At 42.2% G+C, this 24,826-nt stretch carries 26 protein-coding genes and 1 pseudogene; 8 read left to right on the top strand and 19 right to left on the bottom strand.

Annotation, left to right across the window (positions count from 1 at the left end; translation table 11 throughout):
- Positions 1 to 102 precede the first annotated feature (102 nt).
- The gene (rsmH, locus tag C7B70_RS09805) at positions 103 to 996 is read left to right on the top strand and encodes a 16S rRNA (cytosine(1402)-N(4))-methyltransferase RsmH (protein WP_106368870.1); all 894 of its coding nucleotides are present in this window, start codon (positions 103 to 105) and stop codon (positions 994 to 996) included.
- Positions 997 to 1,075: 79 nt separating this feature from the next.
- Here rsmH and C7B70_RS09800 read toward each other — a convergent pair whose 3' ends face one another.
- From C7B70_RS09800 to C7B70_RS09785, 4 genes are all read right to left on the bottom strand, one after another.
- Positions 1,076 to 1,933 carry a nitrate ABC transporter ATP-binding protein gene (locus C7B70_RS09800; protein ID WP_199192169.1) on the bottom strand — a complete coding sequence of 286 codons (858 nt, stop codon included), beginning with the start codon at positions 1,931 to 1,933 and terminating at the stop codon, positions 1,076 to 1,078.
- 63 nt (positions 1,934 to 1,996) lie between these two features.
- Positions 1,997 to 4,006: a nitrate ABC transporter ATP-binding protein gene (locus tag C7B70_RS09795; RefSeq protein WP_106368869.1), complete on the bottom strand. Its 2,010-nt coding sequence runs from the start codon at positions 4,004 to 4,006 to the stop codon at positions 1,997 to 1,999.
- A gap of 37 nt (positions 4,007 to 4,043) precedes the next feature.
- Positions 4,044 to 4,880 carry a nitrate ABC transporter permease gene (gene ntrB / locus C7B70_RS09790; RefSeq protein WP_106368868.1) on the bottom strand — a complete coding sequence of 279 codons (837 nt, stop codon included), beginning with the start codon at positions 4,878 to 4,880 and terminating at the stop codon, positions 4,044 to 4,046.
- 66 nt (positions 4,881 to 4,946) lie between these two features.
- Positions 4,947 to 6,299 carry a CmpA/NrtA family ABC transporter substrate-binding protein gene (locus C7B70_RS09785; RefSeq protein WP_199192176.1) on the bottom strand — a complete coding sequence of 451 codons (1,353 nt, stop codon included), beginning with the start codon at positions 6,297 to 6,299 and terminating at the stop codon, positions 4,947 to 4,949.
- A gap of 355 nt (positions 6,300 to 6,654) precedes the next feature.
- Here C7B70_RS09785 and C7B70_RS09780 point away from each other — a divergent pair, with 355 nt between their 5' ends.
- From C7B70_RS09780 to C7B70_RS09775, 3 genes are all read left to right on the top strand, one after another.
- Positions 6,655 to 7,587 carry a LysR family transcriptional regulator gene (locus C7B70_RS09780; RefSeq protein WP_106368866.1) on the top strand — a complete coding sequence of 311 codons (933 nt, stop codon included), beginning with the start codon at positions 6,655 to 6,657 and terminating at the stop codon, positions 7,585 to 7,587.
- Between the two features lie 196 nt (positions 7,588 to 7,783).
- The gene (locus C7B70_RS28305; RefSeq protein ID WP_255409323.1) at positions 7,784 to 7,918 is read left to right on the top strand and encodes a hypothetical protein; all 135 of its coding nucleotides are present in this window, start codon (positions 7,784 to 7,786) and stop codon (positions 7,916 to 7,918) included.
- Positions 7,919 to 7,976: 58 nt separating this feature from the next.
- Positions 7,977 to 8,231, top strand: coding sequence for a DUF6761 family protein (locus C7B70_RS09775; protein WP_106368865.1), 255 nt, complete (start codon positions 7,977 to 7,979; stop codon positions 8,229 to 8,231).
- A gap of 198 nt (positions 8,232 to 8,429) precedes the next feature.
- Here C7B70_RS09775 and grxD read toward each other — a convergent pair whose 3' ends face one another.
- The 6 genes from grxD to grxC form a co-directional block, all read right to left on the bottom strand.
- On the bottom strand, positions 8,430 to 8,753 hold the full coding sequence (gene grxD / locus C7B70_RS09770; RefSeq protein WP_106368864.1) for a Grx4 family monothiol glutaredoxin: 324 nt from the start codon (positions 8,751 to 8,753) through the stop codon (positions 8,430 to 8,432).
- Between the two features lie 40 nt (positions 8,754 to 8,793).
- The gene (locus tag C7B70_RS09765) at positions 8,794 to 9,030 is read right to left on the bottom strand and encodes a BolA family protein (protein WP_106368863.1); all 237 of its coding nucleotides are present in this window, start codon (positions 9,028 to 9,030) and stop codon (positions 8,794 to 8,796) included.
- 45 nt (positions 9,031 to 9,075) lie between these two features.
- On the bottom strand, positions 9,076 to 9,720 hold the full coding sequence (locus tag C7B70_RS09760) for a hypothetical protein (RefSeq protein ID WP_106368862.1): 645 nt from the start codon (positions 9,718 to 9,720) through the stop codon (positions 9,076 to 9,078).
- Positions 9,721 to 9,871: 151 nt separating this feature from the next.
- On the bottom strand, positions 9,872 to 10,591 hold the full coding sequence (locus C7B70_RS09755) for a 1-acyl-sn-glycerol-3-phosphate acyltransferase (RefSeq protein ID WP_106368861.1): 720 nt from the start codon (positions 10,589 to 10,591) through the stop codon (positions 9,872 to 9,874).
- Positions 10,592 to 10,709: 118 nt separating this feature from the next.
- Positions 10,710 to 11,195: a tRNA adenosine(34) deaminase TadA gene (tadA, locus tag C7B70_RS09750; protein ID WP_255409322.1), complete on the bottom strand. Its 486-nt coding sequence runs from the start codon at positions 11,193 to 11,195 to the stop codon at positions 10,710 to 10,712.
- 5 nt (positions 11,196 to 11,200) lie between these two features.
- On the bottom strand, positions 11,201 to 11,512 hold the full coding sequence (gene grxC / locus C7B70_RS09745) for a glutaredoxin 3 (RefSeq protein ID WP_106368860.1): 312 nt from the start codon (positions 11,510 to 11,512) through the stop codon (positions 11,201 to 11,203).
- Between the two features lie 200 nt (positions 11,513 to 11,712).
- Between grxC and glpX the strand changes: the two genes are divergently transcribed.
- The 4 genes from glpX (at position 11,713) to C7B70_RS09725 (ending at position 16,128) form a co-directional block, all read left to right on the top strand.
- On the top strand, positions 11,713 to 12,750 hold the full coding sequence (gene glpX / locus C7B70_RS09740) for a class II fructose-bisphosphatase (RefSeq protein WP_106368859.1): 1,038 nt from the start codon (positions 11,713 to 11,715) through the stop codon (positions 12,748 to 12,750).
- A gap of 62 nt (positions 12,751 to 12,812) precedes the next feature.
- A complete protein-coding gene (locus C7B70_RS09735) occupies positions 12,813 to 14,096 on the top strand; it encodes a glutamyl-tRNA reductase (RefSeq protein ID WP_106368858.1) in 1,284 nt (427 codons plus the stop codon).
- Positions 14,097 to 14,249: 153 nt separating this feature from the next.
- Positions 14,250 to 14,918, top strand: coding sequence for a hypothetical protein (locus tag C7B70_RS09730; protein WP_106368857.1), 669 nt, complete (start codon positions 14,250 to 14,252; stop codon positions 14,916 to 14,918).
- 217 nt (positions 14,919 to 15,135) lie between these two features.
- Positions 15,136 to 16,128, top strand: a complete 993-nt coding sequence (locus C7B70_RS09725) for a pentapeptide repeat-containing protein (RefSeq protein ID WP_106368856.1) — start codon at positions 15,136 to 15,138, stop codon at positions 16,126 to 16,128.
- Here the strand turns inward: C7B70_RS09725 and C7B70_RS09720 are convergent, their stop codons facing one another.
- The 9 genes and pseudogenes from C7B70_RS09720 to C7B70_RS09685 form a co-directional block, all read right to left on the bottom strand.
- Positions 16,129 to 16,461: an amino acid ABC transporter ATP-binding protein gene (locus C7B70_RS09720; RefSeq protein ID WP_199192168.1), complete on the bottom strand. Its 333-nt coding sequence runs from the start codon at positions 16,459 to 16,461 to the stop codon at positions 16,129 to 16,131.
- Positions 16,462 to 16,469: 8 nt separating this feature from the next.
- The gene (locus C7B70_RS28730; protein WP_369831847.1) at positions 16,470 to 16,673 is read right to left on the bottom strand and encodes an ABC transporter permease subunit; all 204 of its coding nucleotides are present in this window, start codon (positions 16,671 to 16,673) and stop codon (positions 16,470 to 16,472) included.
- Between the two features lie 116 nt (positions 16,674 to 16,789).
- Positions 16,790 to 16,978, bottom strand: a pseudogene (locus tag C7B70_RS27660) (hypothetical protein); the annotation flags it as partial.
- A gap of 115 nt (positions 16,979 to 17,093) precedes the next feature.
- Positions 17,094 to 17,369, bottom strand: coding sequence for a hypothetical protein (locus tag C7B70_RS09710; protein ID WP_199192167.1), 276 nt, complete (start codon positions 17,367 to 17,369; stop codon positions 17,094 to 17,096).
- A gap of 159 nt (positions 17,370 to 17,528) precedes the next feature.
- The gene (gene rppB, locus C7B70_RS09705; RefSeq protein WP_106368855.1) at positions 17,529 to 18,887 is read right to left on the bottom strand and encodes a two-component system sensor histidine kinase RppB; all 1,359 of its coding nucleotides are present in this window, start codon (positions 18,885 to 18,887) and stop codon (positions 17,529 to 17,531) included.
- Entirely contained in the window at positions 18,874 to 19,626 is a 753-nt protein-coding gene (gene rppA, locus C7B70_RS09700) for a two-component system response regulator RppA (RefSeq protein WP_106368854.1), read from the bottom strand. The genes rppB and rppA overlap by 14 nt, the downstream gene beginning before the upstream one ends.
- Before the next feature lie 26 nt (positions 19,627 to 19,652).
- Positions 19,653 to 20,129 carry a hypothetical protein gene (locus tag C7B70_RS09695; protein WP_106368853.1) on the bottom strand — a complete coding sequence of 159 codons (477 nt, stop codon included), beginning with the start codon at positions 20,127 to 20,129 and terminating at the stop codon, positions 19,653 to 19,655.
- A gap of 110 nt (positions 20,130 to 20,239) precedes the next feature.
- Positions 20,240 to 23,371, bottom strand: coding sequence for an efflux RND transporter permease subunit (locus tag C7B70_RS09690; RefSeq protein WP_106368852.1), 3,132 nt, complete (start codon positions 23,369 to 23,371; stop codon positions 20,240 to 20,242).
- Positions 23,372 to 23,373: 2 nt separating this feature from the next.
- Positions 23,374 to 24,826: efflux RND transporter periplasmic adaptor subunit (locus C7B70_RS09685; protein WP_106368851.1), on the bottom strand; the 1,453-nt coding region annotated here is incomplete at its 5' end.

Here is a 24,826-nt window from a genome sequence, read left to right as displayed (position 1 = left end):
ATTCCGCCAAAAATACTTATGAATTAGCGGTAAGTTGAAGTAAGTAGGCACTATAGATATTAAGTGCTTGATGTTTAATTTTGTAAGCGCTTATTTAATTATATGGAGCTTGGTGTTGAGGAAAACGAGTTACAGGCATTTTTTCATATACCTGTTTTAAGTCAAGAGGTAATTTCTGCTTTAGCTATTCGTCCTGGGGGGCATTATTTAGATGCTACCGTAGGCGGTGGCGGTCATAGTGAGGCAATTTTACAGACTTATCCCGATGTTAAAGTTACAGCTTTAGATTGGGACGAACAGGCAATTAGTGCAGCTAATCAACGTCTTGGGGAATATGGCAGTCGCATTGAATTTGTTTTAAGCAGTTTTGCCGACTTTGAATATAAAATCGCCTCTTTTGATGGAATAATTGCAGATTTGGGCGTTAGCTCTTACCACCTTGATACAGCAGAGCGAGGCTTTAGTTTTCGCAATACCGCACCCTTAGATATGCGGATGGATAGACGACGAGATTTGACCGCCGCAGAGGTGATTAATGATTGGGATGAAAACGATCTGGCAAATATTTTCTTTAAGTACGGCGAGGAAAGACTATCGCGGCGCATCGCCAGAAGAATAGTAGAAAAACGCCCCTTTACAACTACTACAGAACTCGCAGAGGCGATCACCTATTCTGTACCAAAACAGTATCGTTATGGTAGGATTCACCCCGCAACCCGCGTATTTCAGGCTCTGCGAATTGTTATTAATGAAGAATTAACAGCTATAGAGAATTTTCTAATTCGCGCTCCTATTTCTCTTGTACCGGGGGGGAGAATTGTTGTAATTAGCTTTCATAGCTTAGAAGACCGAATCGTCAAGCACAGTTTACGCGAATCAACAATAGTGAAGGTAATTACTAAAAAGCCCATTACTGCCCAAGCTGAGGAATTAGAAAATAATGTGCGATCGCGTTCGGCTAAATTAAGAGTAGCAGAGGCATTACAGATTGATTAATTCCAAAGCAATACGTTGTATTAGTTATTCAAAGTGACGAGTTTTAACTCGTCACAAACAGCTATTTAGTAGAGTACTTCTAATCAGTATCATCATGGGCAAACCGATGATACAGAAAGTCTAAGGCGTAGTTTCGCAACTTGTAGTATTGGGGATCTTCCATAATCCGAGTGCGATCGCGCGGACGAGAAAAAGGAATATCCATTACTTCCCCAATACTAGCAGCCGGGCCATTGGTCATCATTACTAAGCGATCGGCAAGAAACAAAGCTTCATCAATATCGTGAGTAATCATCAGCACCGTACAGCGATGATCGTTCCAAATTTTTAGTAATTCTTCTTGCAATTCTTCTTTAGTAATCGCATCTAATGCCCCAAAAGGCTCATCTAAAATCAAAACTTGAGGACGAATCGCTAAAGCACGGGCAATAGAAACGCGCTGTTTCATTCCTCCAGAAAGTTGTGGCGGCTTTTTATCGGCGGATTCTGTTAGTCCTACCATTGCCAAATGTTCCCGTACGATCGCTCTTTTCTCTGCTTCTGGTTTGTTGGGGTACACGGCATTAACAGCAATGTAGACATTTTCAAAAGCAGTCTTCCAAGGTAGCAAAGCGTAGTTTTGAAACACTACCATGCGATCGGGGCCTGGTTTTGTAATCGCTACAGAATTAAGTTCAACCCTACCGCTACTAGGGGTAGTAAAGCCCGAAACCATATTTAGCAGCGTTGATTTGCCACAACCAGAGTGACCGATAACGCAGATAAACTCGCCCTCATTGACGGTGAGATTGACTCCTTCTAGTACCGTATAAGTACCTTTGGGCGTGGGATAGACCTTAGAGACATCTTCAATTACTAAAAAAGGTTGGTTTTGAGTCGTTTTTGGAGCGGAAGTATTGGCGCTGGGATCGATATAAGCAAGAGTACGGTTGTGCATTGGTTTAGTAGAGACGTTCCACCGGAACGTCTTTTGTATTAGTTTTAAAATTGTACTTTGTAATTAAGCAGCCACCGTAGGGCGGGAGTCGATGACAACTTCGGCGATGGAGAAATCTTGTTTAATGGCTAGACTGTTGAGATAGGCGATCGGGTCATCAGCGTTAAACACCGTACCATCGAACAATTGAATCGCTTTGCGAGTGTAAGTAATATCGCCCAGACCAAGTTCGCGCGCGGCGGTGCTAAATACACCTACTTTACAAATACGTTCAAGAATTTCTACCCAGTTTCTAGGGAAAGGAGTATCACCCCAACGCGCGAGTTGGGTCATAATCCATAGTTGTTCTGTACGACTGGGACGATTGACCCCTGAGTCTCCATAAAACTGATGGTGGGCATAATCTCGCATCGGATGATCCAAGCTACAAGTAGTAGATGTATTTGTCTCTCCCATTTGGATATAAGCTATATCCGTACTTACATACTCTCTTCCGGCTAATATCTCGCGGATTTCTTGACCGTGTTCTGGCTGAGAACAGTAATGACAGGCTTCTAAAAGAGCTTTAACTAAGGCAATATGGGTATTAGGATAAGTCGCAGCCCAATCTTCGCGCACACCGAGAACTTTGCCGGGATGTCCTAGCCAAATTTCTAAATCTGTTGCGATCGTAAAGCCAATGTTTTCATCGGCGGCGCGGAGGTTCCAAGGTTCCCCAACACAATAACCGTCGATACTTCCATTTTGCAAGTCAGCTACCATCTGCGCCGGAGGAATGGTTGATAGCTTTACATCTCGGTCTGGATCAATGCCTCCCGCCGCCAGCCAGTAACGCAATAGTAAATTGTGCATTGAAGAAGGATGCACCATACCCATACGATGTTGACCTTGAGGAGTTTTATGCAGCATTTCCTTAAAGTCTGACAAGCTATATACCCCTTGGTCGTAAAAGCGCTTTGCTAGGGTGATGGCGTTGCCGTTACGGGTCATAGTTAAGGACGTAACGATGGGGACGGGTTTGTTTTCATGACCGCCCAAAGTCAACCACATGGGCATCCCGGAAGGCATTTGCGCTGCATCTAAATAACCGCCAACTATGCCGTCGGTAATTCCTCGCCAGTTCGATTCGCGGACTAAAGTTACTTCATCTAAGCCATGCTTGGCAAAAAAGCCTTTTTCTTTGGCTATAGCCAGGGGCGCACAGGCGGTTAAGGGTAAAAAACCAAGTTCTAAATTAACTTTTTCTAAACCATGACGGGCGATCGCACCAGTCTTTCTTGCCCGAATTTTTTTAATCCGCTTTTGCTGATTGAGAAAGTAAATCATTTCACTTCGCAAGCTGTAATAGCTGGGATGTTCTACTACTTCCATGCGCTTGCGAGGGCGGGGAATATCTACTTCTAAAATCTGACCAATTTTTGATTCTGGCCCGTTTGTCAGCATCACAATCCTGTCCGACAACAGCACTGCTTCATCAACATCGTGGGTAACCATGACGGCGGTAACTTGATTTTCTTCGCAAATTTTCATCAATTGCTCTTGCAAGTTACCCCGCGTTAAGGCATCCAAAGCCCCAAACGGTTCGTCTAGAAGCAGGAGTTTAGGGCGAATAGCCAAGGCGCGCGCGATCGCAACTCGTTGTTTCATTCCTCCCGACAACTGTCCTGGTTGCTTGTCGGCGGCTTGACGCAAACCTACCATATCTATATGTTGCTCGATGATGCTTTTGCGCTCGCCTGCTGGCAAATCGCTCATTACAGAGTCCACCGCTAAGGCAATATTTTCTCGGACAGTCCGCCAAGGTAACAAGGAATAATTCTGGAATACTACCATCCGGTCGGGGCCAGGTTTCGTAATTTTTTGTCCTTCTAGGGTTACAACGCCTTCACTAGGCAAATCCAAACCTGCTACCATATTCAACAGAGTAGATTTGCCACAACCAGAGTGACCGATAAGCGAGACAAATTCTCCTTTTTTAATTTGGAGATTGATTCCTTTGAGGGCAATGTAGCTACCACCGCCAGTTAATGGAAAAACTTTATCAATTTGATCGACAGCAACGAAAACAGACATAGGTTATTAGGGAGTTAGAGGACAATTTCTTTTGTATCTACTTTGGTTCTGCGGGCAAAATCCGGTTTTCGATCCAACCCATAGCTTTGTCTAGCAAGAAACCAACAACGCCGATGTAGATTAAGGCTAATATCACTTCACTAACGTTGTTATTTTGGTAGGCTTCCCAGATAAAAAAGCCAATGCCCACAATCCCCGACATTACAATCTCTGCGGCGATAATTGCCAACCAAGCTAATCCAATCGCAATTCTCAAGCCTGTAAAAATGTAGGGCAGCGCCGCCGGAATCAAAATATTAAAGAAATACTCTTTGCGATTAAGCTGGAGAACTTTAGCAACGTTGTTATAATCAGTGGGAATTTGCTTTACTCCCACTGCTGTATTAATTAAGATGGGCCAAATTGCGGTAATAAAAATTACGAATAAAGCGGCGGGTTCGTTTTGACGCAAGGCAGCTAAAGCAATCGGAACCCACGCTAAAGGTGGTACAGTTCGCAATAGTTGGAAGATTGGATCTAAAGCTTTGGACATCATTTTATTTGTGCCGATCAATATGCCCAGGCCAATGCCCACAATTGCCGCTAGGGTGTAACTTATCGCTACTCTTTGCAAACTAGCGAGAATCTGCCAAAATAAGCCCTTATCTGTACCACCGCGATCATAAAAAGGCCAGAAAATTAATACCCAAGTATCTTGAACAACTTGTATAGGCCCTGGTAAAGTTGCCCCTGGAGTCCAAGAAAATAACTGCCATAGGGCGAGAAAAATAGCGATCGCAATAATTGGCGGTATCAGGTCGGGAAGTTGCTTGCTCAGGCGGGAACCCCAACCTTTGGTATTTCTGGCAGGTCGTCGGCTTTGAAGTGTGGTCATTGGCTGTATTTTCCTCTAGTTGTATAAGTATGAATTTTGGCAACAAGGCGTTGCATTGCAATGTCTCTACAAAGCTACTTTTTTAATCTTCAAACTCTGCAAATATGCTGTTGGATTTTCTGGGTCGAACTTGACACCATCAAAAAACGTTTCAATGCCACGAGATGTACTTGTAGGAATATCTGCCGCAGCAATACCTGCTTCCGTCGCTGCTTGTTTCCAAATATCTTCGCGGTTGACTTTATCAATTAGCGCCTTAGCATTTGTCAAAGTATCTGGAGGCAAAAAGCCCCAGCGCACGCTTTCCGTCAAAAACCAAAGATCGTGACTCTTGTAAGGATAAGAAACGCTACCTCTTTCATCTTTCCAGTAATACGCCGCCATCGATTTATCATCAATTACCCGACCATCGCCCATGTCATACTTGCCTTGAAATGGCTCTGCCAAAATTTCGGTCGGAAGATTAAAATAATTTCGTCCGCTAAGGATGGTCGCAGCTTCGGCGCGGTTGTCAAAATTATCTAACCATTGCTGCGCTTCCATAATGCCTTTCAAGATTGCTTTAGTTGCCTTGGGATTTTTGTCAGCCCAGTCTGCGCGCATGGCAAAATATTCTTCGGGGTGATTTTTCCACATTTCGGCGGTCAATACTGCCATAAACCCAATTTTGTCCTTAACAATCCGATAAGGCCAGGGATCTCCTGTACTAAAAGCGTCCATCGTCCCTGTTTTCATATTGGCGACAGTTTGGGCTGCGGGGACGGGAATTAGTTTGACATCAGTATCGGGATTAATGCCCCCGGCGGCTAACCAGTAGCGGAGCCAAAAATCTTGATTGACCTGGGCAAAAGTATAAGCGGCGGAAAAAGGATTTTTTGTTGATTTAAGTTGGTCAACAACTGGTTTACCACTCTTGCTTAGGTCTAAACCCATCCCTTGCCCCTTATGCTTATTAGCAACAGCAATTCCATTTCCATGCGTAATTAACTGCGCCAGGAGATACATGGGAATTTTTTGATTGCCTTTAGTAATAATTCCTTCAGTTATTAGATGAGGCATTGGCATTTGATATTGACCGCCATCAACGCCACCGCCGCTTGAGCCTATCTCTGTATTGTCACGCATTGCCCCCCACGAGGCTTGTTTAGCAAGCTCAACTCCGGTCATGCCGTACTTAGCAAAAAAGCCTTTTTCCTGGGCAATAATCAAGGGAGCCGCTTCCACAATGGGTATATAGCCCAACTTTACCTTGGTAGTTTCCGGTGCTTGTTCGGGGCTAATATTAACTGCCGAAACCTGTTGTGCTTGAGTATTGCCAGATGAATCGGGGGGATTTCCCAAGCAGCCGTTGAGCAATACCGACCCTACCGCCGAGGCTCCAGCAGTTAAAAGAAATTTGCGCCGAGAAAATTGATTTATTAAGTCATTCATAAAATCCCCTCCTGTAAATGCGATCGCCTCTGCTGGTATTTCGGCAGCGAGTCCTAACTCTTGCTAAAAGCAACTTTTAGGCTTTTTTTTTGGCGATTAAATAGACAATATCCCGAAATGTACATAGGCATGAACTGTTTTTTTTATCGTTGCCATAGATAAACCCTATGTAGAATAAGTTGTCTTTATCAACTAAATAGTGGCTATATCAGTCGTAGATATAGATAGAAAATAAGTTAAAGCAGTAAAAATGGAGATGTATCGCTTAGAGATCAATAGATAAAAGTTTATATTTAGATTTGATGATAGAATCTGTCAATACTTAGTATGGGCAGGAAAATGGATGTTAAAACACGCAACGTTGCATCAGTTAAAGGTATTTGAAGAAGTCGCCAGATCCGGTAGTTTTACAAAAGCAGCAGAGGAAATGTTTTTGAGTCAACCTACCGTTTCGCAGCAAATTAAGCAATTAACAAAAGCGGTAGGAATACCGTTGTTTGAGCAAATAGGCAAGCGCATTTACCTTACAGATGCAGGTAAGGAGGTTTTAAGCGTCTGTAAAGATATCTCAGAAAAAATGTCTCAGTTAGAAATGACTTTGGCAGATTTGAAGGGACTAAAACAGGGAAATCTACGCCTAGCTGTAATTACGACTGCTAAATATTTTGTGCCACGTTTGCTAGGACAGTTTCGCCATCGTTATCCCGGCATCAAAATCGCGTTGCAAGTCACTAACCGCAAACAGGTACTAGATCGCTTGAGTGAAAATGTGGACGATCTTTATATTCTCGGACAACCACCTGAAGGACTGGATATTAATCTGCGACCAATTTTGGAAAATGCTTTAGTTGCGATCGCACCCTCGGATCATCCCCTAGCTGGCGAGAAAAATATTCCCTTACAGCGCCTTGCCCAAGAGCCTTTTATTATCCGGGAAGCAGGATCGGGGACGCGAATGGCTGTAGAGCAGTTTTTCGCCGAAAACCGAGTAGAAATGAATGTAGAAATGGAGATTGGCAGTAATGAGGCAATCAAACACGCGATCGTCGGCGGCTTAGGAATTTCGGTATTGTCTCGCCATGTTTTAGCCCTTGAAGGTACAAAAGGGCCATTAACTATTTTGGATGTTGAGGGTTTTCCTATTCAACGCCATTGGTATATCGTTTACCCATCCACCAAACAATTGTCTGTAGTTGCCAGCACTTTTCTTGAGTATCTTTTAAACGAAGGTAAGCAAATGATAGCAAAGATCGATTTAGAGCTTACCCAGAGCTAACAACAAGTTTTTTAGTAGCTCTAGAGGGTTAAATTTCCCAATTTACACTCAAAAAATTGTTGCCTTATCTCCCCTTAGAAAGTACCCAGCTAGGCAGAAATTTCAATATAAATTTACTGCTAAATGTTTTTATACCTATTTTTGATAAGTCGTCTTTAAGACTAACCCGATAGATACATTTTATAACCACAAGTATTTGACTACAATAGACTTATACCGCTTGCGATCGCTCTACTTAGCTACTGGGGTTAGCTATATTCCTAGGCTTGAAGGGTTGTTAATAGAGGTAATTGCCTCTATTAATTGCCGCCAATGTGAAACAATCAACTAAAAAAGTGATTAAATTTTCACCATGCACTATTTAATATTCTCCTACTCAGTTTTTAATTATGCTTCAAGACACTCAAACTATCCGTTTATATCAAAGAGTAACCGATGCTTTAGTTGAGTTATGGCAACGAGGTTATCGCTCTGACGACTTGCGCTTGTTTCTAGATGGTTACTTAGCTGCTTTACGCCAAACTAACGTACTTGAGGCTTATCTAATTCATCGTCTAGAAGAAGAATCAACGCGATTTCTTTACGATCCCTTCAACTTTGAAACCCCACTCCCTCAAACGCAAACTGAAGCGGACTATTATTAAATGCGTTTTTGAGCAAAACTTAAGATAACTTTTTAACTCACTAAAAAATCCTCAAGGTTTTTATAATCTTGAGGATTTTTAATTGGCAGCAAAGACTTGTCTTTTGAGGGAAGTAAAAAAGCGGGAAGAGTAGCGATACCCGCTTTTTTAACGTGAGTTAGGGGGCTTCCCGACGAATCCTATTTTCTAAAACATCTTTTAAGAAGCTAAAGCAACTTCCACCATTTGCTGTAAATCGCCTTTTTGGTACATTTCAATTAAGATGTCTGAACCGCCGATAAATTCACCATTGACGTAAACTTGGGGAATTGTGGGCCAGTTGGAATACTCTTTTATTCCTTGACGTATTTCATTATCTGCCAAAATATCAACGGTTTCAAAGGGTACTCCGAGCGTACTCAATATTTGAACGACATTATTGGAGAATCCACATTGAGGCATCAATTTAGAACCTTTCATAAAGACAACAATTTTGTTGTCTTTGAGCAAATTATCAATTTGTGTTTGCACTTGGGGGGTCATAATTTTGTTGTTATTTTGTAAAGGGCTTGGTGCTAGGAAATTAAGCTTGAGGAATAGAAGTTTTTATTGCCAAAGCATGGATAGCTTCTGAGGACATGGCTTGATTCAACGCCTGATAAATTAGTTGGTGTTGTTGTACAAGTCCTTTCCCCACAAATTGGGATGAAACCACTGTAACTTGATAGTGATCGCCACTGCCTTTCAAGTCTTGAACTTGTATTTGAGCATCGGGAAGACGCATTTTAATCATTTCCTCAACTTGCTGCGGGCTAATCATCACAGTTCCTATAATATATTGCGGCTCAATTACTTTCTAATTTAACTACTTATTGGGTTGATTTGCTGGGCGATCGCTACTTGGATTGCTAGCACCACTACTAGCAGGAAAAGGAGCATCGACAAATCCCAACTCAAATAATTGTTGATAAGCTTTTTTGCCCAAGTCTCGTGTCGGGTTTTGACTGCGGATAATTTGAACTAATAGAGGTACGGCAAGTTCGGGTTGATTTTGCGCCCGATGTACCAATGCTAGTTGGTAAGTAGCATCATCGCGCATTTGAGCAGTGTCTAAGGCTTTTTTGCGCTGGCTATCCGCGAGGCGATTATCAATGCCTGAAAAGCTAGTAGCTAATTCTTGATAAAAATTCGATACTTGGTTAAAGACCTGACGGGCATCTTGAAGCTTTTTAGTAGCCAAAGGATAGTCTTGAGCAGAAACCGCAGAACTTGCTTCGCTCATCAAACGTTGTCCGCCTTGTACGCTCAATGCGCTGTTATTTTGGGCATCGGGACTAAGTACATTTGGGCTAGTTGGATTGATTGGTTGAGTTTGATTAGAGTTTTTCGGTTGCTGTGGTTTCGCACTTTGAGCATTAGCTGGTACTAGCATAATTAAAACTAATACCGACGATAAAAAAGTTAAACAGGCATAACGGGGCGAAAAGCGAACAGTTCCAGCAGATATCATAGCGTAACTAAGTACAGAGAGAACATCGAACCAATTAAAACTTTGGGTATCTTAACTCTCATTGGTGCTTTTACCAAATCTGCTTTATCTGTCAAAGTTTCCCAAAAGAAGACTTAATTAATACTTTATTAGTTCCTATTGTAACCAAATTTCAAATCAAAGCTTTAAGGGCATTTTCTAAATCGGTGGTTAATTGTTTAGCCCTTTGCTTTACCGAACCCTGATTGTAAGTTGCCACTTTTAGGGGAGCGCCGATGCAAATAGAAACATCACTTCCCGACTGAGGATACTCTTGGCTGTATTTAATCCCCATAGGTACAACTTGCACCCCTAAGCCGGGATGAGTAGTTTCGGCGCTAACTGCTAAACGAGCAAGTCCTGGCTTGAGGGGATGAACAGAGCCATCACGAAAAATATTACCTTCAGGAAAAATTACTAGCATTTCTTGTTGCAAAAGTACCTCAACGCCATAGCGCAAAGTGCGAATTGATGGACGGTCAGTATTGACAGGAAAACCACCCAAACGGCAGACAAACCAACCTTGAAGCCCCGAAGCCTCGTTTTCTGACACCATAAAAGTTAAATCTCGACCCGTCACTGGGCGACCACTTACCCCCGGTACAACTACCGCATCCCAACGAGAGCGATGAGTAGGAGCCAAAATAACCGGGCCTGTAGTCGGCAAATTTTCTTGTCCAGAAATTGCAACTTTGCCAAAATACAACGGTAAAATAACCCGACACCCGAAAAAATACGCCAATGGTGCTAACCAAGGCGAAACTCTAGAACTAATCGGCGCAGAAAGGGCAACTTCTTCATCGGGGCTAGTTTTGGGAGTGTTTAGAGATTGGGGTTCCATTTGCGTCATCATGATGGCTGCGGGCTTAAACTAGATTAATTTAAACCTAAATTTTCTAATCGTAATTGTCTCGATTGATGAGGACACTTTAAGAATTGGGAATGGGTAATTGGGAATTGGGAATGGGTAATTACCTACACTTTCTTTTTTGAGCAAACCATGATTGCAATTGTTGGCGACAATTAGATTCTAAGATGCCTCCTAGCACCTCTAAGCGATGGTAAGAGCAATCACTATCAGGAATATTGCAAACAGTACGCACAGCGCCACTTTTAGGGTCGTCTGCACCATAAACTAGCAATTTAATCCGTGCTTGGATAATAGCACCCGCACACATGGGGCAAGGCTCTAAAGTAACGTAAAGCGTGCAATTATTTAGATGCCAAGAATGCAAGTATTGACCAGCCAAACGCAAAGCTATAACTTCAGCGTGGGCTGTAGGGTCGTGGTGACGTTCTCGATAGTTTTGGGCGGCGGAAATCGCATTGTTATTACCATCGACCACGATCGCCCCTACAGGTACTTCTCCTGCTTCTCCTGCTAGTTGGGCAAGAGAAACCGCCTGTTGCATCCAATAGCTATGTTGCTTGTAAGGTGGGGCGATTTGAATATCCACTTTGTTTAGGCACTTTGAGCAAGTAATGTATCTAACTGACCTTGAGAATTTAGCTTATGGAGGTCGTCACAGCCCCCGGTATGTTGGTTATTGATGAATATCTGGGGAACGCTGCGTTTACCGTTAGATCGTGCCGCCATTGCGGTTCTAGCCGCTTCATTGCCATCGATTTTGTACTCCGTAAAATTTACACCTTTCCACCACAACAGCAATTTGGCACGGATGCAGTAAGGGCAAGTTTGCCAAGTATAGATTTCTACGTTGGCTTTGATGCGCTCAGGGTGGCGGTTGAGGACGGGGTTAAGAAAATCTAACATTGTGTTTTAGGGGCTGCAAGATGTCTACATCTAAATTCTAAATAGGTAGAAGCGCGATCGCCTTTTACCCGATGTAAATAAAGTTAGCAGTAAAACTTAACACAGGATTAGTTAATACTTTTTATAAGTGGTATCCGCGCTTTGGTAGACTTGAGAACTGAAATCGCCAAACTTCATCGGCAATTTAGAGGACAGACTTCGTGGAAAATACATTAGGGCTAGAGATTATCGAGGTAGTAGAGCAAGCAGCGATCGCTAGCGCTCGATGGATGGGTAAAGGGGAAAAAGATATTGCCGACCAAGTGGCTGTAGAGGCTATGCGCGAACGGATGAACAAAATCTATATGCGGGGTCGCATTGTCATCGGTGAAGGCGAACGCGATAATGCTCCCATGCTGTACATCGGCGAAGAAGTGGGTATTTGTACCCGCGAAGATGCCAAAGCATTCTGCAACCCAGACGAATTGATTGAAATTGACATTGCCGTTGACCCCTGCGAAGGAACTAACTTAGTTGCCTACGGTCAAAATGGTTCCATGGCAGTTTTGGCTATTGCCGAAAAAGGTGGCTTATTTGCCGCGCCAGATTTTTATATGCGAAAATTGGCTGCACCTCCAGCAGCTAAAGGTCATGTAGATATCAATAAATCCGCCACTGAGAACCTGAAAATTCTTTCCGAATGTTTGAACCGTTCGATAGAGGAATTAGTCGTAGTAGTGATGGATCGCCCCCGCCATACAGATTTAATTCAAGAAATTCGCAAGGCTGGAGCTAGAGTTAGGCTAATTAGTGACGGTGACGTTTCTGCGGCTATCTGCTGCGCCTTCTCTGGGACTAATATTCATGCCCTTATGGGTATTGGAGCCGCCCCTGAAGGTGTAATTTCCGCCGCAGCAATGCGTTGTTTGGGTGGACACTTCCAGGGTCAATTGATCTACGATCCAGAAGTAGTCCAAACTGGTTTGATTGGTGAAAGCAGGGAAGGCAACCTAAATCGCTTAAAGGAAATGAATATTCATGACGCTGATAAAGTATATAACGCTGATGAACTAGCGTCGGGCAATACTATATTGTTCGCCGCTTGCGGTATTACTCCTGGTAGTTTGATGGAAGGCGTTCGCTTCTTTGGTGGCGGCGCTAGAACTCAAAGCCTAGTCATTTCCAACCAATCCCAAACAGCACGCTTTGTCGATACGATTCATCTATTCGATAACGTCAAGTCGCTGCAACTACGGTAAGAGGCACAAGGCTAAGAGGAGATAGTTTGTCTATCTGCTCTTAGCCGATACTTGGAGGAGACATGAATATTGCTGTCGTGGGGCTTAGTCACAAGACTGCTCCAGTGGAAGTTCGAGAAAAGTTAAGTATTCCTGAATCACAGATGGAAAGCGCGATCGCTCACCTCTGTAGTTATCCTCATGTTGAGGAAGTAGCAATACTTAGCACTTGCAATCGTTTAGAGATATATATCGTTACTCGCGAAACCGAGCAAGGAATTAGAGAAGTCAATCAATTTTTGTCAGAACATAGCAAATTGCCCTTGTTGGCGTTGCGACAACACTTATTTGTCTTACTCCACGAAGATGCTGTTATGCACTTGATGCGTGTCTCGGCGGGTTTGGATAGCTTGGTTTTAGGAGAAGGGCAAATTCTTTCTCAAATCAAACAAACTCACAAACTAGGGCAGCAATACAACGGCATCAAATCTATTCTTAATAAGCTATTTAAACAAGCAATTACGGCGGGTAAGCGCGTTCGTACTGAAACCAATATTGGCACGGGTGCGGTATCTATCAGTTCGGCGGCGGTAGAACTTGCCCAGATGAAAGTTCAAAACTTGGCAGCTTGTCGAGTAACGATTATCGGTGCAGGGAAAATGTCGCGGCTACTGGTGCAGCACTTGTTGGCAAAAGGTGCGGTAGAAATCACAATTTTAAATCGATCGCGCGCACGGGCGGAAGAATTAGCCAAGCAATTTAGTCAAGTTACTTTACAAATTCAACCGATGTCCGAAATGATGGCGCAAGTTGCGATGTCAGACTTAGTATTTACAAGTACCGCCGCAACAGAGCCACTGCTAGATCGTGCCAAATTAGAGGCGGCTTTAGAACCCAATCGTTTGTTGATGTTGTTTGATATTTCTGTACCGCGCAACGTCCATGGAGACGCGAAAGAGTTAGAAAACGTCCAAGCGTTCAACGTGGACGATTTGAAGGCTGTAGTCGCCCAAAATCACGCCAGCCGTCGCAAGATGGCGATGGAAGCAGAGAAGCTGTTAGATGAAGAAGTCTTAATTTTTGATAGTTGGTGGCGTAGTTTAGAAACAGTTTCAACTATCCGATGCTTGTGGGACAAAGCGGAGGCTATTCGCGAACAAGAGTTAGAAAAAGCCTTGTCTCGTTTAGGTTCGGAGTTTGCCGAGAAGCACCAAGAAGTAGTAGAAGCTTTGACACGCGGAATTGTCAATAAAATTCTTCATGATCCGATGGTGCAATTACGAGCGGAGCAAGATATTGAAGCTAGACGGCGGTGTATGCAATCGCTACAAATGCTGTTTAACTTAGATGTCCGCGAAGCTACATAGCACTTGAAAATAGATTAATTTAATCCGTGTTGCTATTTGCAGCACGGATTATTTATGGTGCGATCGCATTTAACACCCAAATCTTCATACTTCCTACACCTAATATCAAGTAGCCGCTGATACAATCGAGGCGACAGGCGATGTTTTAGTGTGATGAAATTAGATTTATTAACTCAAGTTATTCAATACTTAAAACAACACGAAGATTCTCTACGGCTGAAAAAACTAATATTTTACCTTTGTCAGCAAGTTTGGGAAAACGAGCAAAGTAAAATAGATGATGTCGACTGGCAAAGCTCGATCAAAGAATTACTTAATAAAAAACCAACTTTTGCAAGTCTAACTAAGTATATTTATGGCATGGCTGAAACCACTACTAAGCCCAAGAAATACTTGGTAGTAGCCGATGTGCTTATTAGTCAGCTAGAAAAAATATATTTTGTTGAGGAAGATGAAACCCAAGCTTGTTTAGCTAAGTTTCAAGAGGAGACAGCACCTCAAAAATTTAATCAACAAGAAACTACTAAGCCTGACGATCTCTACAAAATCAGGGCAGAAATTATCAGTAACATCAACCCACTAAGAGCAAAAATTCTGTTATTTTCTGCACTAAACGAGCAATTTACTTTTAGTAGCCAAGACTGGGCAAGCCTCAAATCGCAGCAGCTTGATGAATTAATCTCTGGCTTAATACATCTTTGTCCAACATTCACCAAACTTGTGCATGAACTAGAGCTTACGGCGGGGATTTTGCAAGAAGTTGATGAGAATCTTCAAGTAGCTAAAGTCATTAGCCAGTCTTTGAAACCTTTTTATCTATAAATTTATGCCTAAACGTAAAGGTTGCCTAGCAAGTAAAAGTTTTGGCGTTACTGAAAGTGTGATGATTTTTCCCTGTCTCTACTCTTTTATCTCCTCCTCATTGGGAACCGCTCATTATTACCCATTACCCATTACCAACGTCAAAGTTTTTAATATTTTTTCCTGCATTCTCAACAAATTTGGGAATACTAAGTAGGTCGTCAAAAGGTGCAGGACTATGAATGTTGATGAGCTTCTTAAGCGTTATGCTGCCGGAGAGATAGATTTTAGCGGTACTAATTTGAGAGGTGCTAATTTATTTGCTGCTGATTTAATTAGTATTATCCTCATTCAAGCCGATTTACACGGTGCAAACTTGATTTTTGCTTTCCTCAATCGGGCGCAACTATTCAAAGCTAATTTAACTGGGGCAAAGTTAAGCGGTGCAAATCTCACTCAAGCTGACTTACGGGCGGCTAAATTGCATGATGCTGATCTTCATGGCGCGGTTTTACAAGGTGCAGATTTGCGTAGTGCTGATATGAGTTTGGCAAACTTGTTAGATGCAAATATGCTTGATACAGATTTGCGTAATGTCAATTTGAGTGGGGCAAATTTGACGGGTGTATGTTTGCGTGGGGCAAATCTCCGCCAAGAAAAAAATAACTATGTTGCTAATTTATGCGGAGCGACACTTTATAAAGCCGATGTACGCGGGGCAAACTTAGCTGGGGCAAATTTATCACGGGCTGATTTACGCTATGCCAATTTTAACGAAGTTAACTTGCGCGGAGCCGATCTTAGCTGCGCTGACTTGAGTAATGCTGATCTAAGTTATGCCTTGCTCAATGATGCCAATTTAGACGGAGCAATACTTTATGAAGCAAATTTAAGTAATGCTCGATGCGAAAGAGTATCAATGATCGATACAAATTTAACGGATGTCAATCTTAGTGGGGCGGCAATTCCTGATGGCAAATTGAACCGGGCTAATTTGACAGGAGCGAATTTAAGTAAGGCTAGTTTAAATAGAATCGACTTAAGTAGAGCAAATTTAAGTTACGCCGATTTGAGCGATGCTTATTTAATTGATGCTTTTGTAGCTAGAACTAATTTTACTAATGCTAACTTGAGTAATGCCAATTTAGTTAGAGCAGAATTGAGCAGCGCTACCTTAACAAATGCCAACTTAAAAGGTGCTACGATGCCGGATGGCAGGATAAGTGATTGATTACAACATCTTTTCGAGAAACTGTTTAGCCTGATCGCATTGGGGGTTGTGGAAAAACTCTTTAGGTGTCGCATCTTTAGCTAATCTTTCTTGATCTAGAAATAATATGCGATCGCTTACTTCTCTAGCAAAGCCCATTTCGTGAGTAACGATCGCCATTATAATCCCCCTTTGCGTTAAGTCTTTCATTACTTGCAATACTTCCTTTACTATCTCAGGATCGAGGGCAGAAGTTGGCTCGTCAAATAACATTACTTCTGGTGTCATTGCCAAAGATCGGGCGACGGCGGTCGCGCTGTTTTTGTCCTCCTGATAGCTTAGAGGGGTAGACATCAGCTTTTTCACTCAAACCTACTTTTTCGAGTTAATTGAGGTGTTGCATAATAGACTAAGGTAATTTGTAATAGTAGCGGCGTACCTCTAAAAATCGATGTGTAAGCGTTTACAAACCACTGTAAAGGCTTGAGGGTCAAAATTTTGCATAACGACAGTATTACCCCCCCCCAAAGGAATCCTAGAAACGCTGCTAGTAGAGTGAATAACAGTGTTACTCGGATACCGTCAATAATGTAAGGAATACTAGCAGCTATTTTGCCAAAACTAAAGCCAGAATTGCTAAGAGTTTCTGTTGCAACAACAGGTTTACCATTATTTGACTAAATTATCGATTTCGCCGCTTTATTTCATCTTTACCAGCATTGGTAATAGTCGTAAATTCTAAGTCTGGATTATTGTTGATAAAACCTTTAGCGCTCGTATCTTCAATAACTGCTCCATCTATCCTTTTTGCTTTCACTTCTTGGATAATTTCTGAAGTTTTATTTAAGGATTTGAGTTTGACATTTTTAAATTTTTTGGCTGCTGTTTGTTGAGTTGAGCCTAGTTGTAAGCCTACTTCTTTTCCACTAAATCTTCTGGTGTTTTTAAATTGCTACTTTTTAAACTAACAAAGGTTGCAAAATTACCTATAATTGACCATCTTTGCACAAGTGAGCATGAACTAATGCCCAGTGTTTAAAGATTTTTTGCTCAACATCTTTGTTAACTATGTTAATACTTGCGGTGTTAACATAGTTAACATAAACTGATGGTTTGGTCTGCAAAGCCGCCGCAAATAAGGGATCTTTATGGTGTAAAGATTCGGGTTCTTGTTTCCACTGGTAGTCATTGACATCGGGAATTTCTAGAGTGCGTCGCCAGCAGTTTACAACCTTACCAAATTTTGTTTGAGGATTACGCAATTACAGAAAAATGCGATCGCATTGCAAAGCTTCGCCTATTTCTAGCAATAAAGCCGTCAAAACTGCGGATGGTTCTTGATAGTCAGAAAAAATATTGTCTATAGTTGTCATATTTGCTTACTTTTCATCCTGCAACGAGCGATAGCGCAAGCGCGCCCGTTACCGGGCTTCGCCTTTGTTATCATCCTTGTGAAAGATATTGGTTGCTAGAGGTAGACGCACCGTAAAAGTGCTACCTTTACCCAATTGACTTTGTACTTGTAAACTACCTTTGTGAGCTTGAACAATCACTGATGCGATCGCAAGTCCTAATCCAGAACCACCAGTATTACGAGAGCGATCACTATTTACACGATAAAATCTCTCAAAAATCCGCTTTTGCTCCGATGCGTCAATCCCTATACCTGTATCTTGAATATTAATTACAGCATAGTTATGGTTGCGTTCTAAGGTTACTGTCACCCGACCACCTTTAGGAGTAGATTGGATAGCATTAATAATTAAATTAGAAACTACTTGATAAAGTTGCGATTCATTTCCTAAAACAGTCAAAGGTTTGTCTAGCTTGAACTTAGAGGTTAATTGTATGTGGGAGGCGTAGGCGCAGCCCGCCGCAGGCATCGCTAAACTTGCCAATTCTTCAACTAAATCGCTGACAAGATCGTTTAAGCAACATCGATTTTGTACTGACAATGGTTGCTTTTCCATCCGCGCCAGCAATAGTAAATCTGTAACTAATTGAGTTAAACGTCGATTTTGCCGTTCTATGGCGCTGAATATATCTTGAGTTTCGGATGTAAAAGAGTAAAGTCTTAAAGCTGATTCTATCGTTGCTTGGGTAGCTGCTAAAGGTGTCCGCAATTCGTGAGCAGCATCGGCAGTAAATTGCTGAATTTGTTGATAAGATTGATAAATTGGTTGCATTGCTAACCCTGACAACCACCAGCTAGAAGCGCCTACCAAAATCATCGCAATGGGTAATCCTAACAGCAAAATTAGTTTGACATTAGCTAAATAATTGTCAATATCTTGGAGACTTCGTCCCATCTGCATAGATCCCCAAGAGATATTGTTTTGAGTGTGCAGACTTAAAGAAATTTGATGATAGCGGCTTCCTTGGGCATCTTTTAGGGTTTGCCAAGTACCTTTTTTTGAAATTAACCGCAATTCTTGAGGCTGAAAACCTGCCAACGTAACAATTTGATTTGAATTATCTAATAATCTTACATAATAATCGCCTTGGTGAATGGCTCCTAAAATATGGCGCTTTTCCCTTTCTTCTGGTAAAAGTTGCTGAGTAGTTGGTTCTAAGCGTCCCGGTTGCTTCAAAGTGTTTTCAATACTGTCATGGAGAGTTCCCGCGACGGACTCCAATTCTCGATCTAAAGTTTGCCAATGAGCATGGACTATAGCCTGATATACCCCCAAACCACACAATCCGAGGATAAACCCCATAACAACGGCGTACCAAGCCGCCAAGCGCCAGCGAGTGAGGTGAAAAAGCCTATTTTGGTTCATGATTGAGACGATAGCCGATACCGTGTATAGTCTCAATTAGGCGATGGGGTACAAGCCCCCGATCAGAGCTAACGTTTTCTATTTGGGAGAGTTTACGTCTTAGTAACCGCATTTGCGCCGCCACAACATTACTTAGGGGTTCATTGCTCATTTCCCAAAGCTGATTTTGAATTTGATCGCGGGTAACAATTCGATTGGGGTGCTTCATAAAGTATTCTAGTAGCTGAAATTCTTTGCTAGTTAAGGTAACAAATTGGCGATCGCCCGTTGAATTTTGAATATAAACAGTATAAGTAGCGTAGTCTAAAGTTAAATTACCGATTTGTAGTTGTTGGGATTGAAAAGATGGCGATCGTCTTTGTAATGCTCGTAACCGCGCCAGCAATTCTACCATCCCAAAAGGTTTTACTAAATAATCATCTGCACCTGCGTCTAAGCCTGCAACTTTATCCTCCATTCTGTCTTTAGCTGTCAACATCAAAACCGGGAGAGTTTGTTTGTACGATAGCGCAAGCGCGCCCGTTACCGGGCTTCGCAGTTTTTTACAAAGTTCTAATCCTGATAACCCCGGTAGCAACCAGTCAAAGATCGCTAAGGTATATTCAGTCCACTGATTTTCTAAACAATACCAAGCTTCATTGCCATCTAAAACCCAGTCAACGATATACTTTTCTTGGTTTAAGGTACGTTTGATTGCTGCACCCAAATCTGGCTCATCTTCGACTAAAAGAACTTTCATAAAAACTAGCAAATTGAAAGTAGTATTTAGCGTTTAAAGGTAAAGCGACCGTTCACTTTTTCGCCGCTAATGTCCGAAAGAATTGCTATATTATATTCTCCCGATGCTTTTTCCGGGAGCAAAGCTGCATAGTGTTTACCTCCAGCATCATAAGGGAGATGAAGGGATTTTTGCGTACCATCAGGTAACTGAATTTGCGCTGTTACTTTAGCATTAGAAATTGCTTCGTGATTGTCGCTTTTTTGCAGATAGAAATCTAGGTGAGTGCCATTATTTTCTACTTCAGATACAAACTCTAAATGATAACCACTGGATTCTACAACTTGACCTCCTTTAGATGCTTGGGATTGTTTGGTTTCCGGGGATACAGAAGGACTTTGTACAACTTCTACGGGGGAAGAACTTGGGCTACTTGTAGAGGTAGATGGTATATTCTTGCTACAAGATCCTAAAAAGATTAATCCGATACTGTTGAGAATAATTAATCTGGTTTTAATGTTCATTTGCTTCTCTTTATTTTTTTGATGATTGAAGAATGTTTCAAACGGTCTGTAACTTGCAATTTGGTGAGATTTTTTCCTTTTATAAACTATATAAATTCTCACTCTGCTTTTTAATGAATAGGTAAATCTTGCAGTGTAAAATCTTCTGATTGAATTGGCTTTGTTTGAGGTACTAATGTTTTCCCAAATTGAGCGTACAAAGCTGGTAAAACTAATAAAGTTAAAGCTGTAGAAGTAAATAAACCTCCTAGCACCACAACTGCTAAAGGTTGGAGAATTTCTTTACCTGCGCCACTCCCGACTACTAAAGGGGCTAAACCTAAAGCCGAGGTGAAAGCTGTCATCAAAATAGCATTTAGACGCTCCATTGAGCCTTGAATTATTGCTTCTTTAAAAACCATCCCCTCGACAAATTTGGCATTGTAATTATCAACTAACAACAAGCCGTTTCGAGTTGCTACGCCAAATAATGTAATAAACCCAACTAGCGAAGCAACAGAAATAACCCCACCCGTTAAAGCGACAGAAATTACACCTCCGACTAATGCTAAAGGTAAGTTAATCATAATCATTAAAGTTGAAGGAATAGACTTTACTGTTAGATACATTAATACAGTAATTAAAACAAAGGCGATCGCACTAAAAGCTAATATATTCTGCGTGGCTCGTTGTTCCGATTCAAATTGACCGCCGTACTGAATAAAGTAACCCGCAGGTAACTGTACTTGTTGCTTGACTTTTACGCTAATTTCATCAACTATCGAGCGCAAATCTCGCCCGGTAGCATTGGCGGATACTATAATTAGCCGCGAAACATTTTCCCGATTAATTGTATTTGGGCCAGTACCGTAACTAATTTTGGCAACTTGAGCTAAAGGAATTTGTTGATCGGTCGGAGTATTAATTAACAAGTTACCAATCGCTTCCAAATTGCCGCGATCTGATTTTTTTAACCACACTACTAAATCAAAGGTTTGTTGCTGCTCTAACACTGTTGAAACTACTCGCCCATTAAGAGCCGTTTCGATAGTTTCTGCTAGTTCTTTAATTGTTAAACCATAACGAGCCGCCGCCACTCTGTCAAACTGAATTTGCATTTGTCTAATAGGGACTTGCGGCTCAAGTTGCAAATCTACAACCCCGGTAACAGTTTTCATTACTTCTTCAACTTGGCTACCAATAGTTCGGAGTTGTTCTAAATCAGTACCGTAAATTTTAACAGCGATCGCACTTCTAACTCCTGACAGCACTTCATCTAAGCGGTGAGAAATAAATCCGCCAACATTGGCTGCAACTCCTGGCAATTTTGCAAATTCTGCGCGCAATTTTTCGATACTTGCTTCCCGGTTTTTTATCCCTAATTTGCTCAATTCAACATCTAATTCGCCAAAATTGACACCGCCAACATCACTATCTCCCGGTGCGCGTCCAGAACGTAAAGCGATTTGCTCAAAAGCGCGATCGCCTTTTAGCGCATCTTGAATGGCAAAACCAGCGCGGTTAGTAGCTTCCAAAGACACGCCAGGATAGAGATTTACAGAATTAATCAGCGATTTTTCTTGAAATGGTGGTAAAAAAACTCGTCCTAGGGAGGGGACGATAGCGATCGCAGCTACTAAACTTCCTAAAGCGATCGCTAAAATTACTTTAGAGTTACGCATCGAAAAATTTAAAAGCGGACGATAAAACCCTTTAAAAAATCTTGCTACAAAAGGTTCTCTTTCCAGCAAGCGACCAGAAGGTAGTAAAATCGCACACAAAGCCGGAGTAACGGTAAGTGCTGTCAAACTAGAAGCTAAAACGGCGACTAAATAAGCAATTCCCATCGGTGTAAAAATGCGCCCTTCTACACCAGCTAAGGCAAAAATTGGCGAAAAGACCACAACAGTAATTAAAGTTGCGCCAAATAAAGAGTCTCGCACCTCCTGACAGCCAGTAAAGACAACTTGTAAAGGCGATCGCTTTTGGGATGAAAACTTGTTTTCCCGCAAAGAACGATGGACATTTTCAGCATCGACAATCGCATCGTCAACCGCCGAACCAATAGCTACTGCAAGTCCTCCCAGGGTCATTGTATTAAGTCCTTGTCCCAACCAGTTCAGCGCTAGTAAACCCAATAACAACGATAGGGGAAGGGCGGTAAGACTTACAACTAAAGTCCGCCAATCCATCAAAAACGGGATAAGAATTAAAGCAACAATAATGCTCCCTTCAATTAGCGCTGATCTGACATTATCGATTGATGCTTCGATAAAGTCTTCTTGACGGAAAGTAACAGTAACTTTAATGTTTTTGGGTAAACCTAATTTAAGCTCGGTGATCGCATCTTCAATCGCACGAGTTACCGTTGGCGTGTCTGCAAGGGGCTGTTTATTCACAATTATGATAATTGCTTTTTGCCCGTTTAAACTAGCATCGCCGCGCTTAGTAGCCGCCCCTATTTGCACATCTGCTATATCTTCTAACTTAATGGGGATACCATCACGAGCAGTAATTACTGATTGCTTCAAGTCTTCAATCGAGCTAATGCGTCCTATACCCCGTACTAATAATTCGGTGTCGGAGTTAGTTAAATAGCCTCCAGGAGCGTTAATATTAGCCGATTGTGCAGCTTCGGTCACTTGTTGCCAAGAAATATCAAAGGCGCTAAGTTTTGCCGGATCGATCAATACTTGATACTGGCGGACATCTCCACCAAATACTACTATTTGACTAACTCCTGGTACTGCTAAAAGGCGATTCGTAACTTGCCAATCTACAATTCGGCGCACTTCCATTAAACTATTTGGCGTTTCTCCATCCACCGTAAAAGCGTACTTAATTACTGTCCCAATGGGAGAACTAATTGGGGAAATCTGGGGCGGTTCAACTCCTTGGGGTAGCTTATTTACAGCAAGTTGCAATCGTTCCGTTACTAATTGTCTGGCTTGATAAATATCTGTTCCCCAATTAAAAATAACCTTGACTACAGAAATACTCACAGCAGAAGAAGACCTTACCGTTGTAACGCCAGGAGTACCATTAATCGCGCTTTCTATGGGCAAAGTTACCAGAGATTCAACTTCTTCGGGTGCAAGTCCTGGCGCTTCTGTTTGAATTTCGACTTGGGGAGGTGCAAAGTTAGGGAAAACATCTACAGGCATTTGCGAAGCGACGCGCACAATCCAAACGGTGATTAAAGCCGCAGCTATAATAACTAACCAACGTCGAGCAATTGACCATTTGATGATGGTACTGAGCATGATTACTTTTGATTTTTGGTTGATTCATGAGCTTCTGTAACGCGATGATTGTCATTCCATAGGGGCGATTTATTGGCAGAAATTTCGATAACTGGCATCAATTGGGGTGAGGTACGACGACCTACCCAAAAAGCAGCAGATGCGATCGCACCACTAGCCGGAATCACCAACCACCAAGGAATCGTTGCATCTTTTTTAACGGTAGTTTCAGGATGAACGGTGGGGGTTTTATTGTCGCTGCGTAAGGATTGGGAGTAAAGCAAATTGCCGCCCTGGGTAACAATGCGATCGCCCTCAAATAAACCGCTTTTTACTTCAACCATGTTTCCCGAAGTTTGCCCTAACCTAACTTCGGCGCTTTGGTAAGCATCGCCATTTTGAATGTAGATAAGTTGTTTACCCTTAGCTTCCACTACTGCATTGCTAGGAATTGCCAAAATAGCTGTGGGCGTTTGGTTTGTTAAAACTTCTAATTGGGCAAACATTCCCGGCTTTAGCTGACGATCAGAGTTATCTAATTGCGCTTGGACGGGGATAATTCTGGTTTCACTTTCTACAACTGAGCCAATGCGGGTAATTTGTCCGCTAAAAGTGCGAAGCCCGTTACCGGGCGCGCTTGCGCTATCGCGTAAACTATCAACTTTTACATTTACCTTTTGACCTAGAGCAATTTGGTTTAAATCTTTTTCATAGATATTCGCCGTCGCAAAAACCTGGTTATCATTAACAACTGTCATTAGCTTGCCCCCCGCATCTTGAAACGACTGTCCGAGGCTAACTGTGCGATCGCTAACTATGCCAGATATGGCAGCAGATACTACAACTAATCCTTTCTCGTTCGCACGGTTTCCTAGCTGCTTGAGCCGCATTTGGTAGGCAGCATGACTTAGACTGATGCGAGAATTAGCAACTTCTACCGACGATTGGGCGCGTTTTAGTTGGGCTTCAGCTTCTAATACTTCCCGGCGGCTATTCGCTTTAGATAGTTGTGCCTTACCTTCGGCTAAATGAGCTTGGGATTCGAGCATTTCCCGACGGGGGAGCGCTCCTACGTTAACTAAATCGCGATCGCGATCGTATTGTTCTTGAGCTACTTTAAGTTCGGTGCGAGTTTGTTCAATTTCTGCAATAGCTATTTGACGCTGACGTTGGAGATTTTGCTTTGCTAGGTTTAAATCGGCTTGCGCTTGCTGCAAATCGGCTTTGGCTTCGGCTTGTTTTTCCTGGGATTGTACGCGCAATTCTACTAATTCGGGACTGGATAAAACCGCAACGGGCTGACCTTTTTTGACGGCTGCCCCAGGTTCTACCAGCAATTCAACAACTGTCCCCGGAATTGGTGCAGTAACTTCTACCTTTTTGCTAGGTAGAGTTTCAATCTGTCCGGTGGTTTTGATTCCTACTAATAGCGTAGTTTGTTTTACAGGCTCTACTTTCTGTCTCTTATACACATCT

This window comes from Chlorogloea sp. CCALA 695 (genome assembly GCF_003003885.1).
Taxonomy (GTDB): Bacteria; Cyanobacteriota; Cyanobacteriia; order Cyanobacteriales; family Chroococcidiopsidaceae; genus Aliterella.
The sequence above is the reverse complement of the archived record's forward strand: the minus strand, read 5'-3'. Positions and strand labels throughout refer to the sequence as shown.